The sequence below is a fragment of the Kitasatospora sp. NPDC005856 genome, from assembly GCF_040629945.1.
Classification (GTDB): domain Bacteria; phylum Actinomycetota; class Actinomycetes; order Streptomycetales; family Streptomycetaceae; genus Kitasatospora.
In genome coordinates this window covers 79,590-94,589 of the sequence record NZ_JBEXWT010000031.1, presented here as the reverse complement: position 1 = coordinate 94,589, position 15,000 = coordinate 79,590, and the positions used below count along the sequence as shown (strand labels likewise).

Here is a 15,000-nt window from a genome sequence, read left to right as displayed (position 1 = left end):
AGCCCTCAAGCCGCCCCCAGCCACCAGGGAGCCCCGGGGACTGCCGGGATCCCCGCGGCTCCGAGCCCTCAGTGACCGGAAGCGGGGATGGTGCCGAGGCGGCCGGCCTGGAAGTCCTCCATGGCCTGCTGGAGCTCGCGGTGGCTGTTCATCACGAACGGGCCGTAGTGGGCGACGGGCTCGCGGATCGGGAGGCCGCCGAGGAGGACCACCTCGAAGTTGGCGTTGCGCGAGTCCTGCTTCTCGTCGGCGCGCAGGGTGATGGAGTCGCCGTCGCCGAAGAGGACGGCCTGGCCCATGTGGAACGGCCGCCGGTCGGTGCCCGCCGAGCCGCTGCCCGCGAGGCCGTAGGCGAGGGCGTTGAAGTCGGCGCGCCAGGGCAGGGTGATCTGGGCGCCGGGGCTGATCGACGCGTGGATCATGGTGATCGGGGTGTGGGTGGCGCCGGGGCCCTGGTGGCCGTCCATCTCGCCGGCGATCACCCGGAGCAGCGCGCCGCCGTCCTCGGTGCTGAGCAGCTTGACGCTGCCGCCGCGGATGTCCTGGTACTTCGGGGCGATCATCTTGTCCGCGGCGGGCAGGTTCACCCACAGCTGGAGGCCGTGGAAGAGGCCGCCGGACATCACCAGCGACTCCGGCGGGGTCTCGATGTGCAGCAGGCCGGAGCCGGCCGTCATCCACTGGGTGTCGCCGTCGGTGATGGTGCCGCCGCCGCCGTGCGAGTCCTGGTGGATGAACGTTCCGTCAATGATGTAGGTGACGGTCTCGAAGCCGCGGTGCGGGTGCCAGGGCGTGCCCTTGGGCTCGCCGGCCGCGTAGTCCACCTCGCCCATCTGGTCCATCATGATGAACGGGTCGAGGTACTTGGTGTTGATCTTGGCGAAGGCGCGGCGGACGGGGAAGCCCTCGCCTTCGAAGCCCTCCGGGGCGGTCACCACGGTGAGGACCGGCCGGGCGCTCGTGACGGTGGGGTCCGGCGTGGCGACGCGCGGGAGGATCAGCGGGTTGTCGACGGTCACGGCGGGCATGTCGGCCTCCTTCGGGGGGTGTCTGGCCTACGTCCACGAGGTTAGTTCAACTCTCAACAACAAGCAAGTTGAAACTTGAACTATGTGGTGACGGAGGAGCGCGGCTCCTCTTCCGGAATGGGTCAGCCGTACATCCGGCGCATCGTGAAGTCGACCATCTGCTCGACGGCCTTGGCGTCGAACACCATCCGGTGCTCGCCCTCCATGTCCAGCGCGAAGCCGTATCCGGTCGGCAGCAGGTCCAGGACCTCGGCGCCGGTCACGGTGAAGTGCTTGGAGTCCTTGCCGGCGTAGCGGCGCAGCTCCTTCAGCGAGCTGAACATCGGGATCACCGGCGTCGGGGTGTTGTGCAGTGCCAGGAAGCCGGGGCGGTCGCCGCGGGGGCAGTGCACCTTCGAGGTGATGAAGATCGCCTGGAAGTCCTCGACCGCCATCGAGCCGGTGGTGAAGGCCCGCACGGCGTCCGCGAGTGAGGGCGGCGAGGGTTCGGGGTACAGGGACTGCTGGGGGGCCTGCGACTGCCCGCCGTAGGCGTCGGGTCCGGGCATGCCGTTCATGCCCTGCTGCGGTCCCGCCTGCTGCTGGTAGGGGTCGCCCGGGTATGTGTTCTGGTCATATCCGTACACACGGACAGGCTAGCGGGAGCGCACCCTCCTCCGCTGGCGCCGATCCTGACAAGGAGTGGCGGTCCCGACTGTGGGACGTGACCACGTTCATAGCGGATTCACCGGCGGGGGCTTGCCCAAGTTACCGCTGGGTAGCATCATGATGCCTACTGGTGGGTACGGGGCGCCGGAACGCGGCGGTCTCCCGGAAGCGACGAACCGGAGATAACGGCCATGGGTCACTACAAGTCCAACCTGCGGGACGTGGAGTTCAACCTCTTCGAGGTGTTCGGCCGCGAGCAGGTGTACGGCACCGGACCGTTCGCGGACATGGACGTCGAGACCGCGAAGAACATCCTCAGCGAGATCTCGCGCCTCGCCGAGAACGACCTCGCCGCGTCCTTCACGGACACCGACCGCAACCCGCCGGTCTTCGACCCGGAGACCAACACCGCGCCGATCCCGGCCACCTTCAAGAAGAGCTACCAGACCTTCATGGACGCCGAGTGGTGGCGCCTGGGCATCCCGGAGTCGATCGGCGGCCAGGTCACCCCGAACTCGCTGATCTGGGCCTTCGCCGAGCAGATCCTGGGCTCCAACCCGGCCATCTGGATGTACTCCTCCGGCCCGGCCTTCGCCGGCGTCATCGCCGAGGAGGGCACCGAGGCGCAGCTGGAGGTCGCCAAGCGGATGACCGACCGCCTGTGGGGCTCCACCATGGTCCTCACCGAGCCCGACGCGGGCTCCGACGTGGGCGCCGGCCGCACCAAGGCGATCCAGCAGGAGGACGGCTCCTGGCACATCGAGGGTGTGAAGCGCTTCATCACCTCGGGCGAGCACGACATGTCCGAGAACATCGTCCACATGGTGCTGGCCCGCCCCGAGGGCGGCAAGCCGGGCACCAAGGGCCTGGGCCTGTTCATCGTCCCCAAGTTCGACTTCGACTGGGAGACCGGCGAGCTGGGCGAGCGCAACGGCGTCTACGCCACCAACGTCGAGCACAAGATGGGCCTCAAGGCCTCGAACACCTGCGAGATGACCTTCGGTGCCAAGCACCCGGCCAAGGGCTGGCTGCTCGGCGAGAAGGTCGACGGCATCCGCCAGATGTTCAAGATCATCGAGTTCGCCCGCATGATGGTCGGCACGAAGGCCATCGCCACCCTCTCCACCGGCTACCTGAACGCGCTGGAGTACGCCAAGGAGCGCGTGCAGGGCGCCGACATCTCGCAGTTCCTGGACAAGACCGCCCCGCGCGTCACCATCACCCACCACCCGGACGTGCGCCGCTCGCTCCTGACCCAGAAGGCCTACGCCGAGGGCATGCGCGCGCTGGTCCTGTTCACCGCGTCCACCCAGGACGACATGATGGCCGCCAAGCTGCGCGGCGAGCACGACGAGGCCGCCGAGCGCCTCAACGACCTGCTGCTGCCGATCGTCAAGGGCTACGGCTCGGAGAAGTCCTACGAGCAGCTCGCCCAGTCGCTCCAGACCTTCGGCGGCTCCGGGTACCTCCAGGAGTACCCGATCGAGCAGTACATCCGTGACGCCAAGATCGACACCCTGTACGAGGGCACCACGGCGATCCAGGGCCAGGACTTCTTCTTCCGCAAGATCGTCAAGGACGGCGGCCAGGCGCTCACCGCGCTGAACGAGCAGATCCAGAAGTTCATCGGCTCCGCCGAGGGCGGCGACGCCCTGGCCGCCGAGCGCGACCTGCTCGCCAAGGCCGCCGGCGACCTGGAGGCCATCGTCGGCAAGCTGATCGCCGACCTGACCTCGGTCGAGCAGGACGTCAAGAACATGTACAAGGTGGGCCTCAACACCACCCGCCTGCTGATGGTCTCCGGTGACGTCGTCGTCGGCTGGCTGCTGCTGCGCCAGGCCGCGGTGGCCCTGGCGAAGCTGGAGGCCGGCGCCTCGGAGAAGGACGTCCCCTTCTACCAGGGCAAGGTCGCGGCGGCCCGCTTCTTCGCCAAGAACGTCCTGCCGACCGTCGCCCCGCAGCGGCTGATCGCCGAGGGCATCGACAACGAGATCATGGACCTGGCGGAGGAGGCCTTCTAGGCCTCGCACCCCTCGAACCGCCTGACACACCCTCACACCGAAGGGCCCGGCTGCCACCGGGCCCTTCGGTGTGTCGGGTGGCCGCCGCCCGCTGCCGCCGCTGCCGTCCGGCCGTTGTCCGCCGCCGTTCGGCCGCTGTCCGCTGCCTTTCGGCCGCCGTCCGGTGGCCGTCCGGTGGCCGGAATTCTCCGACCGTGCGGGGGCGGTCCGCGCTTGCGGCGTTCCGAATGCCGTGTCCGCGTACGGGCATATGCTCAGGTGCGAAGCCGACTCCCCATCCGGCTTCGGCCCTCACTCGACCCAGGAGCAGCATGTCGACCGCCGCCCGCCAGGCATTCTTCGACCGGACGCACACCGACGATCTGATCGCGTTCCTCGGCACCTCGCCGTCTCCGTACCACGCGGTGACGAGCGCCGCGGAGCGGCTGGAGAAGGCGGGTTTCCGGCAGGTCGCCGAGACGGACGCGTGGGACGCCGCGGCCGGCGGGCGCTACCTGATCCGCGGCGGCGCGCTGATCGCCTGGTACCTGCCGCAGGGGGCGGGCCCCGCGACGCCGTTCCGGATCGTCGGCACCCACACCGACTCGCCCAACCTGCGGGTCAAGCCGGTCCCGGACACCGGCTCGGAGGGCTGGCGGCAGGTCGCGGTGGAGATCTACGGCGGCGTCCCGCTGAACACCTGGCTGGACCGCGACCTCGGCCTCTCCGGCCGGCTCGCGCTCAAGGACGGCACCGTCCGGCTGGTCCAGCTGGACGAGCCGCTGCTGCGCGTCCCGCAGCTCGCCATCCACCTGGACCGCCAGGTCAACGAGGGCATGAAGCTCGACAAGCAGCGCCACCTGACCCCGATCTGGGGCCTCGGCCCGGTCGACGAGGGCTCGCTGATCTCCTACGTCGCCGAGCGGGCCGGGCTGGCCGCCGACGACGTGGCCGGCTGGGACCTCATGACCCACGACGTCCAGCCCGCCTCCTACCTGGGCCGCGACCGCGAACTGCTGGCCGCCCCGCGCCTGGACAACCTGCTCTCGGTCCACGCGGCCACCGCGGCGCTCGCCGCCGTCGCCGTCGCCGACGGCGCCGCCGACCTGCCGTACATCCCGGTGCTGGCCGCCTTCGACCACGAGGAGACCGGCAGCGAGTCCGACACCGGCGCGCAGAGCCCCCTGCTCGGCAACGTGCTGGACCGGACGATCCACGCGCGCGGCGGCACCACCGAGGACCGGGCCCGGGCGCTCGCCGGCACCGTCTGCCTCTCCTCGGACATGGGCCACGCCGTCCACCCGAACTACAGCGAGCGGCACGAGCCGGGCCACCACCCGATGCCGAACGGCGGGCCGATCCTCAAGGTCAACGTCAACAACCGCTACGCGACCGACGGCGTCGGCCGGGCGGTGTTCGCGGCCGCCTGCGAGAAGGCGGGCGTGCCGTGGCAGAGCTTCGTCTCCAACAACGCCATGCCCTGCGGGACGACGATCGGCCCGATCACGGCGGCGCGGCTGGGCATCAAGACGGTGGACTGCGGCATCGCGGCGCTCTCCATGCACTCGGCGCGCGAGCTCTGCGGGGCGGAGGACCCGTACCTGCTGGCGAGCGCGCTCAAGGCCTTCCTGGAGGGCTGAGGACGGCGGCGACCGGGGCCCGGCGTTCGTCCGTCGGGCCCCTTCGTGTCGTTCCGCCGTGTCGTTCCGCGTCGTTCCGCGGCGCGGCGGGTCGCTCCGCGCCGTCCGGCGCTACTCCATCCCGGCCAGGACCAGCGGCAGCCGGCGGGCGCCGTCGGCGACCAGCTTCACCGGCACGCCCCAGTCCTGCTGGTGCACGTGGCAGGCCGGGTACTCGATCTCCGGGTCGTCGTCGCAGGAGGCGGCCATCGCCGACACGTGCAGCACGCCCTCGGTGACCTCGGCGGAGAGCACCAGGTCCCGGGAGAGGTCGGTGTCCGCGCCCGCGCCGGAGACCAGCAGCTCGGGCGGGGTCGCGCTGACCAGCAGCCGGGTGGAGGGGCCGTAGCGCTCGTCCAGCTTCTGGCCGTTCGGCGCCTCGAAGACCACGTCCAGCCGGAAGGCGCCCGGGGCGACCTCGGTGGCCGCGCGCGCGGTGCGGTGCGCCACCGACTCGACCTGCACCGCCTCCTCCGGCAGCCGCAGCCTGGTCAGCCGGTGCCGGGCCGACTCGACCACCACGATGTCGCCCTCCACCAGCACCGCCCCGGAGGGCTCGCGCAGGTCGGTGGCCAGCGTGCTGACCTCGCCGCTCGCCGGGTCGTAGCGGCGCAGCGCGTGGTTGTAGGTGTCGGCGACGGCCACCGAGCCGTCCGGCAGCACGGTGACGCCCAGCGGGTGCTGGAACAGCGCCTGACCGGCCGCGCCGTCGCGGTGACCGAAGTCGAACAGACCGGTGCCGACGGCGGTGTGGACCGTCTTTGTTTCACGTGAAACCCAGCGCAGCGCGGAGGTCTCGGAGTCGGCGACCCAGAGCCGCTCGCCGTCCGCCGACACCGCGAGGCCGGACGGCTGGGCGAACCAGGCCTCGGCGGCGGGCCCGTCCACCAGGCCCTCGTTGGTGGTGCCGGCCGCGACCGCGACGGTGCCGCCGACCGGGTCGTACGACCAGAGCTGGTGCACGCCGGCCATCGCGATCCACACCCGGCCGTCGAACCAGGCGACGTCCCACGGCGAGGAGAGGTCCACCTCGCGGGCCGGGCCCTCGGTGGCCGAGCCCTGCCACCACTGGCGGCCGGTACCGGCCAGCGTGGTCACCCGGCCGTCGGCGAGGCGCACGCCGCGCAGGGCGTGGTTGACGGTGTCGGCCACGACCACGTCGAAGTCGTAGGGGTGGCCCTCCGGGAGCAGGGCGAGGCCCTGCGGCTCGCTGAACCGCGGGCCGTCGCCGTCCGCGCCGTCGCCGTCCACCAGGCCGCGCTGCCCGTCGCCGATCCGGCGCACCACCGTCTCGCCGTCCTCGGCCAGCTCGACCAGCGAGTGGTGACCGGAGTCGGCGACCAGGAAGTGGCCGTTCGGCAGCCGGACCGCCTTGCCGGGGAACTTGAGGTCCCCGGCGGTCGGCTCCGGCGGCACGTACGGGCCGTCGCCGCGGCGCAGCGTGCCCTTCGCGGCGTGCTCGGCCTCCAGCTCCTCGACCAGCCGGGCGAGCGCGTGGGCGTGGCCCTCGCCGGCGTGCTGGGCGACCACGTAACCCTCCGGGTCGATCACCACCAGCGTCGGCCAGGCCCGCACGGCGTACTGCTTCCAGGTGACCAGCGCCGGGTCGTCCAGCACCGGGTGGTGCACCTCGTAGCGGGCGACGGCGTCGACGACGGCCTGGTGGTCGGCCTCGTGCACGAACTTCGGCGAGTGCACCCCGACGATCACCACGGTGTCGCGGTGCTTCTCCTCCAGCTCCCGCAGCTCGTCCAGGACGTGCAGACAGTTGATGCAGCAGAAGGTCCAGAAGTCCAGTACGACGCACTTACCTCGCAGGTCGGCAAGCGTGAGTTCCTTGCCGCCTGTGTTGAGCCATCCACCGGCGCCGACCAGCTCGGGGGCGCGGACACGTGCACGAGAAGCCATGCCCCAATCAAACCTCACGCCACCCGTCCGCATTCCGGGGCCGGGGGTCAAGCCGTGGAACGGGGCCTGCGCTGATGTTTGGTGGCTTTGTAGGCCGCGACGGACTTACGGGACGAGCGCCAGACACCGTCGGAGCCCTGTACGGCGTTCAGGCGACCACGTTGGGCTGCTTGCCGGAGCGCCGCAAGGGACAGTTCGTCATCAACGAGCGCGGCGAGCGGGACCATCCTCGCGGGGCCAGCCACGTTGGGGACGATGAAACGGTTGAGATTGTCCTCCATCGCCCTGGCGATCAGCTCGCCGAGGGCGCCGAAGTCCCCTGTGTCTGCCCTGTGCAGCGCGGTCAGGTACGCGTCCCGCTGGCGCTTGAAGATGATGATCGGCGGATATCCGAGGCGGACGAGGACAAGGTTCATGACGAGTCGGCCGGTTCGGCCGTTGCCGTCGAGGAACGGGTGGATCTGTTCGAACTGGTTGTGCATGCGTGCCAGTTCCGGCGGCGGCGGATGCGGGCGGGCACGGCGGCGGCGGGTGCGGGCGGGCACGGCGGCGGAGCTACGGCCGGGTGAGGTCGGACTCCCAGCGGGTCTCGCCGTCCTGGGTGCGGGCGGTGGGGCGCAGGCCGAGGGCGCGGGCGACGGCGGCGGAGGCGTGGTGGTCGGGGTGGATGTGGGCGACGGCGGTGGTGACGCCGGCGGCGGTGAGGTGGGTGAGCAGGGCGCGGGCGGCCTCGGTGGCCAGGCCGCGGCCCTGCCAGGGGGTGCCGACCACCCAGGCGAGTTCGGCCGCGTCGGGGCGGACAGTGGTCTGCACGTAGCCGGCGAGGGCGCCGTCGGTGCGCAGCCGCAGCACCCAGTTGCCCCAGGCCTCGGCCGGGTCGGGGGAGCCGGCGGCGAGCCGGGCGCAGCGGGCGCGCTGCTCCTCGACGGTGGCCGGGCGGCCGCCGGTGAAGGCGTGCAGGGCCGGGTCGGCGAGCGCGGCCGCCAGCTCCTCGGCGTGCCCGGGGGCGATCGGCAGCAGGTCGAGGCGCTCGCTGCGCAGCTCGGCGGTGGTGAGGCCGGTGGTCGGGTCGGCGGTCGGGTCGGTGGTCGGGTCGGGGCGCATGACGGTATTGAAGGCGATCGGGGGCCGCCGTGCGACGGGTTTCGTGACGGGCTCCGCGACGGGGTTCCCGGCCGCAGCCCCGTGGCGGCGCCCGGCCTGCCGTCGGCCGTCGTGGCCTGCCCCGACCACCTGGCGCACGAGCAGGACGGCCCGTCCCCGGTTTCCGGATCCCCGGTCCGGCCCTCACCCGGGTGGGGTATCTTTTGCCAACCCTTGACCAGGCGGGTCGGGGGACGGCGTTGAGCGGACCGGGGGCTGGAACCACGATGAACGACATTCTGCACGGGCTCGGTGCGGCGGCGGCCTACGGCGCCCTCGGCGTGGTGCTGCTGCTCCTCGGCATCGGCCTGGTCGACCTGCTGACGCCCGGCAAGCTCGGCCGGCAGATCTGGGTCGAGCGCAACCGCAACGCCGCCGTCCTGCTCAGCTCCGCGCTGCTCGGCATCGGCGGCATCGTCTTCACCGCGATCATGTACACCTACGCCGACTTCGGCAAGGGCCTGGTGTCGACGGCCTGTTACGGCCTGCTCGGGCTGGTGCTGATGGCCGTCGCGTTCTGGCTGGTGGACCTGCTGACGCCGGGCAAGCTCGGCGAGATCCTGGTCGACCCGGAGCCGCACCCGGCGGTGTGGGTGTCCGCTGCCTGCAACATCGCGGTGGCGGCGGTGGTGTCGGCCGCGATCGCCTGAACCCGCGGGGGAGTTCGGGCCGGAGGACGGGGGGTTCGGGCCGGGGGCGGGGGGTTCAGGCCGGGTGGGGTGCCCCGCCCAGGACGTGCTCCCGCCCCCAGTCCCCCAGCGGCCCCAGCGCCGTGTTGAGGCGGTGCCCCGCCTCGGTCAGCGCGTACTCGACCCGGGGCGGCACCTCCTCGTACGCCTCCCGGTGCACGATGCCGTGCGCCTCCATCTCGCGCAGGTGCGCGGCCAGCACCTTCTCGGTGATCCCCGGCAGCAGCCTGCGCAGTTCGCCGAAGCGGCAGTGCGGGCGTTCGCCCAGGGCCCAGAGGATCGACACCTTCCACTTGCCGCCGATCACGTCCATGGCGGCGTCGGTCCCGCAGATGTGCGCCCCCGGCCTCGGAACACTCGCCATGCCCGCCCCCTCCGACTCGCGCCGCCTCGATGCTCACCCCAGGGTAACCACCCACTTCGAAGTGCGTACTTGATCGTTTCCGGGGCCGGCGCGGAGGCTGACTGCCATGGAAACCAACCCCGTTGAGAACCCGTCCAGCACCCCGCTCACCCCGCTCACCCCGCTCACCCCGCTCACCCTGCTGGGCCTCGGCGCGATGGGCACCGCGCTGGCCGAGGCCTGGCTCGCCGCCGGGCACCCGCTGACCGTCTGGAACCGCACCGCCGCCCGCGCCGAGGCACTCGCCGCCCGCGGTGCCACCGTCACCGCCACCGCCGCGGAGGCCGTCGCCGCGAACCGGCTGGTCGTCGTCTGCCTGCTCGACGACGCCTCCGTGCCGGCGGCGCTGGACGGCGCCGACCTGACCGGCAGGGACCTGGTCAACGTGGTCACCAGCACCCCCGGGCAGGCCCGCGCCCGTGCCGCCTGGGCCGAGGAGCGCGGCGCCCGCTACCTGGACGGCGGGATCATGGCCGTCCCGCCGATGATCGGCGTCCCGGCGGCCGGGGCGTACGTGTTCTACAGCGGCTCGTCCGAGCTGTTCCAGGAGCACGCGGGCGTCCTCGCCGTCCCGGCCGGCACCCGGTACGTCGGCGCGGACGCCGGGTTCGCGGCGCTGCACGACGTGGCGCTGCTCAGCGGGATGTACGGGATGTTCGCCGGGATCGCGCACGCCTTCGCGCTGGTCCGCGGCGAGGCCGTGGCCCCGAGCGAGCTGGCGCCGCTGCTGGGCGGCTGGCTGGCCGCGATGTCCGGCTCGGTGGCCAGGACGGCGGAGCAGCTGGAGAGCGGCGACTACGCCCGGGACGTGGTGTCCGACCTGGCGATGCAGGTGGCCGGCAAGGAGACGCTGCTGCGCACCGCCGAGGAACAGCGGGTCAGCGCCGAACTCCTCGAGCCGTACTTCCGCTTGATGGAACACCGACTGGAGATCGGCGGCGGCGGGGAGGACCTGACCGGGGTCGTCGACCTGCTGCGACGGTGAGGGCCGGCCGGTAACGTACCGGCATGGCAGACCTCGAAGAACGCGCCACCGTCGTCGCGTCCGACTCAGGGCAGGCCGGAGCGGGGGTGGTCATCAGACCTCGCCGCGCCGACGACCTCGCCGACTGCGTCCGGGTGCTGGGCGACGTCCACACCGCCGACGGCTATCCCGCCGACTGGCCCGACCGTCCCGCCGCCTGGCTGACCCCGGACGGCCTGCTCGCCTCCTGGATCGCCGAGTCGGGCGGCCGGCTCAGCGGACACGTCGGGCTCGCCCGCAGCGCCCCGGGCGACCTCGCCCCCGTCCTGTGGAGCCGGCGGACCGGCGGCCGCCCGGAGCTCACCGCCGTGATCGGCAGGCTCTACGTCGCCCCCGGGGCGCGCGGCCACCACATCGGCGCCCGGCTGCTGGCCTGCGCCGTGGCGCACGCGCGGGCGCTCGGCCTGCACCCCGTCCTCGACGTGCTCGCCACCGACACCGCCGCCGTGGCCCTCTACCGCCGCCTCGGCTGGATCCACCTCGGCGGCGGCGACCAGCGGTGGTCCTCCGGACGGACCGTCACCGTCCACTGCTTCGCGGCCCCGAGGGGCTGACCCCCGCCCCGTCCGGCCGTCGCAAGCCGGGCCGCCCCTCCCGGCCGCCCCTCCCGGCCGCCCCTCCCGGCCGCCACGGCCGGGCGAGACGAGACCGGAAGGTGCGCTGAGGCGGGGAGGGCTGCACCGCGATGACCGCGATGACCTCGATGCCTGCCTCCAGGCCGATGAACTCGTCCGTGTTCCGGGTGGAGAGCGGCAGATCGCGCCCGGCCCGGGCTGTGCGCGCGCTCCAGCCCGAGTGCGGCCCGGCTCCCCCGGCCGGGGGAGCCGGATCACCGCGCCGGGGGAGGAGCGGCGGGGGCGGTGCGGGCGAGCCTGTGGGCATGGTGAGGAACGGGTGGGCGGTGACGGGCTGGGGCCTCGGGTACGCCGGGTTCGGGCTGGGGTGCGCACTGGGCGGGGCGCGGCTGTTCGGCGCGGACTGGCCGGGGTGGGTGGTGGCCGGCGTGGGGGTCGCCTCGGCGGCTGCCGGCGTGGCGGTGGTGCGACGCGAGCGGGCGCGGCCGCTGCGGTGGCTGCTGTGGTCGCTGTGCGGGGTGGCCGCGGTCGGGGCCTGGAGCCTGCTGATGGACCTGGTGACGCTGCTCTTCGGCCAGCGGGTGGACAGCGTCCCCGACGCGGTGGAGCGCGCCCTCGCGGCGCTGGGGGCGGTGCTGCTGGCCCGTGCCGCCCGGGGGCCGCGGCCCGGCGCCCGTGGCGGTCCGGCCGACCGGACCGAACGGGCCGGACGGGCCGGACGGGCGGCGCCGGCTCCTTCGGCGGCCCCGCCGGTCGTCCAACTCGCCGCCTGGGCGGGCACCCTGGCGTTCGTTCCGTACGTGCTGATGAAGCTGAGCTGGGCGCTCGGCGGCAGCTTCGCCGGGATCAGCGGCGACCAGATGTACGCGAGCTACGTGGGCAACGGCTCCTCCGGGCTCTGGCTCGCCCTGGAACGCCGGGGGCTCGACGGCACCGCGCTGCTGGCACTGCTCGGGGTGTTCCTGCTCTGGGGGCTGGTCCGCCCGTGGGGGCAGGTCTTCCCGCGCTGGACCCTGCTGCTGCGCGGTCGCCGGGTGCCGCGCTGGCTGCCGCTCACCCCGGCCCTGGTGGGCGCGGCCACGCTGGCGCCGTACGGGGTGATCGGGATCGGCTACCTGACGCTGTGCACCGCCGGGGTGACGCGGATCAGGCTGGGCGAGTTCGCCAGTGAGCAGAGCGCGCTGGAGATCGCCTGGGTGGGGATGTGTGGGTTCGCCGGGTACGGGGTCGCGCTGGTGGTGGCCGCACGGTCGTACTGGCGGCGGACGGGGGCGTGACCCCGGCGGTTTGCTGAGCCGGCAACAAAGCTTGCCGATGTAGTGGGGCGGGCCGCAGCCTGGCGACGGAGGTGAGCGCCATGGGCGAGACGGCAGGGACAGCGGGTACGGCACTGACGACCGGGACGGCCGGGACGGCCGGACCCACCGGGACCAGGGAACGCGAGCGCTACGACGTGGTGGTGGTCGGCGCCGGAGCGGCGGGACTGAACGCCGCGCTGGTGCTGGGCCGGGCCCGCCGCAGGGTCGCCGTGGTGGACGCCGGCGAGCCGCGCAACGCGCCCGCCGCCCACATGCACGGCTACCTGAGCCGGGACGGCATGCCCCCGGCGGCGCTGCTGGCGGTCGGACGGGAGGAGGTCGCCCGGTACGGGGTGGACCTGATCGACGCCCGGGTCGAGCACGTCGAGCACGTCGAGCACATCCAGCCCATCGATCACGTCGATCACGTCGAGCACGTCGAGCACGTCGAGCACGTCGAGCACGTCGACTCGGGCGGCTCCGCCGGGCCGGGCTTCGTGGTCCACCTGGCCGGCGGGCCGGTGCTGCACGCGCGCCGGGTGGTCGTCGCCACCGGGCTGCGGGACGGGCTGCCGGAGCTGCCGGGCCTGGCCGAGTCGTGGGGCCGCGACGTGCTGCACTGCCCGTACTGCCACGCCTGGGAGGTCCGCGACCGTCCGCTCGGGGTGCTCGGCACTGGCCCGGGGGCGGTCGACCAGGCACTGCTGCTGCGGCAGTGGTCGGCGGACGTGGTGCTGCTCGCGCACACCCTGGTGCTGACCGACGCCGAGCGGGAGCGGCTCGCCGCCCGGGACGTGCGGGTGGTCGAGGGGCGGATCGTCCGTCTGGTGTCCGACGAGGGGCGGCTGCGCGGCGTCGAACTCGCCGAGGGGCAGGTGGTGCCGCGCGCGGCGGTGTTCGTCTTCCCGCAGCCGGTGCCGCGGGACGCGCTGCTCTTCGGTCTCGACTGCGCCCGGGACGACAACGGCTGGGTCACCACCGACCGGACCGGCCGCACCAGCCTGCCCGGCGTCTGGGCGGTCGGCAACGCCGCCGACCCGCGGGCCCAGGTGGTCACCGCCGCCGGGATGGGCGCGGCGGCCGCCTTCGCGCTCGACCACGACCTCGCGGCGGAGGAACTCGACCGGGCGGTGCGGCGGTACCGCGCGTCCGGCGCCGCCCTGCCCGCCTGAGCGGGAAGCTTTCGTCAACCCAGCCACGATCGGAGAATCCGGATGTCAGCGCACCAGCACGGCCACTCCCACGGTCACAGCCACGGCCACACCCACAGCCACGGCCACGTTCCCGCCGCCGACCTCGACTGGGACGCGCTCGCCGCGCACCTGGAGCTGGAGGCCGACCTGCGGGCCGGCGCCGTCACCGAGGCCGGGCGGTGGCTGCTCGGCCTGCACGGGGAGGGCGAGGTGCGGCGGGTCCTCGACGTCGGCAGCGGGCCCGGGGTGATCGCCGGACTGCTGGCCGAGGTCTTCCCGGCGGCCGAGGTGGTGGCCGTCGACCAGTCGGCCGCCCTGCTGGAGCGCGCCCGGACCCGATCCGGCGGTCGGCTCGGCACCCGACAGGCGGACCTGCCCGCCGAGTTCGACAAGCTCGGCGAGGCCGACCTGATCTGGTCCGGCAACGCCATCCACCACCTGGGCGACCAACAGGCCGCGCTCACCTCGCTCGCCGGGCTGCTGCGGCCCGGCGGTCTGCTCGCCGTCGCGGAGAGCGGACTGCCGGCGCGCTACCTGCCGCGCGACTTCGGCCTCGGCCGGCCCGGCTTCCAGTCCCGGATGGACGCCGCCCACGAGGACGGCTTCAGCACCATGCGGGCCGAACTGCCCGGCAGCACCGCGGAGGTCGAGGACTGGCCGGCCATGCTGCGGCGGGCCGGACTGACCGTGACGGGCACCCGCACCTTCCTGGTCGACCACCCCGCCCCGCTCGCCGGACCGGTCCGCCGCTACCTGCACACCCAGCTGACCCGGCGGCACGACCAGCTCGCCGAACAGCTCGACGCCGAGGACCGGGCCACCCTGGAAGCCCTGCTCGCCGAGGACGCCCCCACCGGCGTCCTGCACCGCCCGGACGCCTTCTACCTCTCCGCGATGACCGTCCACACCGCCCGCCGGGACTGACCCGGCGGCGGGCCCCGGCGGCCGCGGGCCCACCGCCCCGGCCGCCGCCCGGCACCGGGATACCGTCGGAGCATGACAGCGAACGAGCGGGGCGACGTCGTCGTGGTGACCACGACCCACGAGAGCGAGGAGCAGGCCCGGGCCCTGGCGTCCGCCGTGGTGCGGGAGCGGCTGGCCGCCTGCGCCCAGGTGTACCCCGTGCGGTCGGTGTACTGGTGGGACGGCGAGGTGCAGGACGCCGGGGAGTGGCGGATCGACCTCAAGACCAGGGCCGAACTCGTGGACCGGCTGGGCGCGTTCGTGTCCGGGCGGCACTCCTACGAGACGCCCGAGCTGATCGCCGTACCGGTGTCGGGCGGCAGCGCGGACTACCTCGCCTGGGTGGCCGAGGAGACGGCGGCCGGGGCTGACGGGGCGGAGTAGCCCGGGGGTGCAGGACGGCGGCGGGCCCGGGGTCCGCCCCGGCCCCGCCGCCGTCCGGCGGTTCA

The 15,000-nt window shown here is 73.4% G+C and carries 15 protein-coding genes; 9 read left to right on the top strand and 6 right to left on the bottom strand.

Annotated elements, in window-relative coordinates; genetic code table 11:
• Positions 1-68: 68 nt before the first annotated feature.
• Together ABZ449_RS20405 and ABZ449_RS20400 are read right to left on the bottom strand one after the other, a co-directional pair.
• Positions 69-1,028, bottom strand: a complete 960-nt coding sequence (locus tag ABZ449_RS20405; protein ID WP_360347516.1) for a pirin family protein — start codon at positions 1,026-1,028, stop codon at positions 69-71.
• 122 nt (positions 1,029-1,150) lie between these two features.
• Complete coding sequence (locus ABZ449_RS20400; protein WP_107086420.1) at positions 1,151-1,585, bottom strand: SseB family protein; 435 nt, start codon at positions 1,583-1,585, stop codon at positions 1,151-1,153.
• Between the two features lie 282 nt (positions 1,586-1,867).
• On the opposite strand from ABZ449_RS20400, the gene ABZ449_RS20395 reads away from it, so the two are divergent.
• On the top strand, positions 1,868-3,697 hold the full coding sequence (locus ABZ449_RS20395) for an acyl-CoA dehydrogenase (protein ID WP_360347514.1): 1,830 nt from the start codon (positions 1,868-1,870) through the stop codon (positions 3,695-3,697).
• 311 nt (positions 3,698-4,008) lie between these two features.
• On the top strand, positions 4,009-5,316 hold the full coding sequence (locus ABZ449_RS20390) for a M18 family aminopeptidase (RefSeq protein WP_360347512.1): 1,308 nt from the start codon (positions 4,009-4,011) through the stop codon (positions 5,314-5,316).
• Between the two features lie 111 nt (positions 5,317-5,427).
• On the opposite strand, the gene ABZ449_RS20385 is transcribed toward ABZ449_RS20390, so the two are convergent.
• The 3 genes from ABZ449_RS20385 to ABZ449_RS20375 are packed head-to-tail and all read right to left on the bottom strand — an operon-like array spanning position 5,428 to position 8,367.
• On the bottom strand, positions 5,428-7,263 hold the full coding sequence (locus ABZ449_RS20385) for an NHL domain-containing thioredoxin family protein (protein WP_360347510.1): 1,836 nt from the start codon (positions 7,261-7,263) through the stop codon (positions 5,428-5,430).
• Between the two features lie 47 nt (positions 7,264-7,310).
• On the bottom strand, positions 7,311-7,808 hold the full coding sequence (locus tag ABZ449_RS20380; protein WP_360347508.1) for a Fic family protein: 498 nt from the start codon (positions 7,806-7,808) through the stop codon (positions 7,311-7,313).
• Between the two features lie 10 nt (positions 7,809-7,818).
• Complete coding sequence (locus ABZ449_RS20375) at positions 7,819-8,367, bottom strand: GNAT family N-acetyltransferase (RefSeq protein WP_360347506.1); 549 nt, start codon at positions 8,365-8,367, stop codon at positions 7,819-7,821.
• A gap of 266 nt (positions 8,368-8,633) precedes the next feature.
• Here ABZ449_RS20375 and ABZ449_RS20370 point away from each other — a divergent pair, with 266 nt between their 5' ends.
• Positions 8,634-9,056: a DUF350 domain-containing protein gene (locus ABZ449_RS20370; RefSeq protein ID WP_360347504.1), complete on the top strand. Its 423-nt coding sequence runs from the start codon at positions 8,634-8,636 to the stop codon at positions 9,054-9,056.
• A gap of 55 nt (positions 9,057-9,111) precedes the next feature.
• On the opposite strand, the gene ABZ449_RS20365 is transcribed toward ABZ449_RS20370, so the two are convergent.
• Positions 9,112-9,459, bottom strand: a complete 348-nt coding sequence (locus ABZ449_RS20365; protein WP_360347502.1) for a helix-turn-helix domain-containing protein — start codon at positions 9,457-9,459, stop codon at positions 9,112-9,114.
• Between the two features lie 106 nt (positions 9,460-9,565).
• Here ABZ449_RS20365 and ABZ449_RS20360 point away from each other — a divergent pair, with 106 nt between their 5' ends.
• The 6 genes from ABZ449_RS20360 (at position 9,566) to cutA (ending at position 14,935) form a co-directional block, all read left to right on the top strand.
• Positions 9,566-10,483, top strand: coding sequence for an NAD(P)-binding domain-containing protein (locus ABZ449_RS20360; RefSeq protein ID WP_360347500.1), 918 nt, complete (start codon positions 9,566-9,568; stop codon positions 10,481-10,483).
• A gap of 23 nt (positions 10,484-10,506) precedes the next feature.
• Positions 10,507-11,076: a GNAT family N-acetyltransferase gene (locus ABZ449_RS20355; RefSeq protein ID WP_360347498.1), complete on the top strand. Its 570-nt coding sequence runs from the start codon at positions 10,507-10,509 to the stop codon at positions 11,074-11,076.
• A gap of 326 nt (positions 11,077-11,402) precedes the next feature.
• Positions 11,403-12,374, top strand: a complete 972-nt coding sequence (locus tag ABZ449_RS20350) for a hypothetical protein (protein WP_360347497.1) — start codon at positions 11,403-11,405, stop codon at positions 12,372-12,374.
• Between the two features lie 80 nt (positions 12,375-12,454).
• The gene (locus ABZ449_RS20345) at positions 12,455-13,567 is read left to right on the top strand and encodes an NAD(P)/FAD-dependent oxidoreductase (protein ID WP_360347495.1); all 1,113 of its coding nucleotides are present in this window, start codon (positions 12,455-12,457) and stop codon (positions 13,565-13,567) included.
• A 42-nt stretch (positions 13,568-13,609) separates the two neighbouring features.
• Positions 13,610-14,512, top strand: a complete 903-nt coding sequence (locus ABZ449_RS20340) for a class I SAM-dependent methyltransferase (RefSeq protein WP_360347493.1) — start codon at positions 13,610-13,612, stop codon at positions 14,510-14,512.
• A 72-nt stretch (positions 14,513-14,584) separates the two neighbouring features.
• Positions 14,585-14,935 carry a divalent-cation tolerance protein CutA gene (cutA, locus tag ABZ449_RS20335; RefSeq protein ID WP_360347491.1) on the top strand — a complete coding sequence of 117 codons (351 nt, stop codon included), beginning with the start codon at positions 14,585-14,587 and terminating at the stop codon, positions 14,933-14,935.
• The last annotated feature ends 65 nt before the right edge of the window (positions 14,936-15,000 follow it).

Excerpts from the sequence above, each read along its gene's own strand:
- ABZ449_RS20355 (WP_360347498.1), top strand. The coding sequence starts at position 10,507 with ATGGCAGACCTCGAAGAACGCGCCACCGTCGTCGCGTCCGACTCAGGG.
- ABZ449_RS20395 (WP_360347514.1), top strand. The coding sequence starts at position 1,868 with ATGGGTCACTACAAGTCCAACCTGCGGGACGTGGAGTTCAACCTCTTC.
- ABZ449_RS20370 (WP_360347504.1), top strand. The coding sequence starts at position 8,634 with ATGAACGACATTCTGCACGGGCTCGGTGCGGCGGCGGCCTACGGCGCC.
- ABZ449_RS20375 (WP_360347506.1), bottom strand. The coding sequence starts at position 8,367 with ATGCGCCCCGACCCGACCACCGACCCGACCGCCGACCCGACCACCGGC.
- ABZ449_RS20340 (WP_360347493.1), top strand. The coding sequence starts at position 13,610 with ATGTCAGCGCACCAGCACGGCCACTCCCACGGTCACAGCCACGGCCAC.
- ABZ449_RS20405 (WP_360347516.1), bottom strand. The coding sequence starts at position 1,028 with ATGCCCGCCGTGACCGTCGACAACCCGCTGATCCTCCCGCGCGTCGCC.
- ABZ449_RS20365 (WP_360347502.1), bottom strand. The coding sequence starts at position 9,459 with ATGGCGAGTGTTCCGAGGCCGGGGGCGCACATCTGCGGGACCGACGCC.
- cutA (WP_360347491.1), top strand. The coding sequence starts at position 14,585 with ATGACAGCGAACGAGCGGGGCGACGTCGTCGTGGTGACCACGACCCAC.
- ABZ449_RS20400 (WP_107086420.1), bottom strand. The coding sequence starts at position 1,585 with ATGAACGGCATGCCCGGACCCGACGCCTACGGCGGGCAGTCGCAGGCC.
- ABZ449_RS20345 (WP_360347495.1), top strand. The coding sequence starts at position 12,455 with ATGGGCGAGACGGCAGGGACAGCGGGTACGGCACTGACGACCGGGACG.
- ABZ449_RS20360 (WP_360347500.1), top strand. The coding sequence starts at position 9,566 with ATGGAAACCAACCCCGTTGAGAACCCGTCCAGCACCCCGCTCACCCCG.
- ABZ449_RS20350 (WP_360347497.1), top strand. The coding sequence starts at position 11,403 with ATGGTGAGGAACGGGTGGGCGGTGACGGGCTGGGGCCTCGGGTACGCC.
- ABZ449_RS20390 (WP_360347512.1), top strand. The coding sequence starts at position 4,009 with ATGTCGACCGCCGCCCGCCAGGCATTCTTCGACCGGACGCACACCGAC.
- ABZ449_RS20385 (WP_360347510.1), bottom strand. The coding sequence starts at position 7,263 with ATGGCTTCTCGTGCACGTGTCCGCGCCCCCGAGCTGGTCGGCGCCGGT.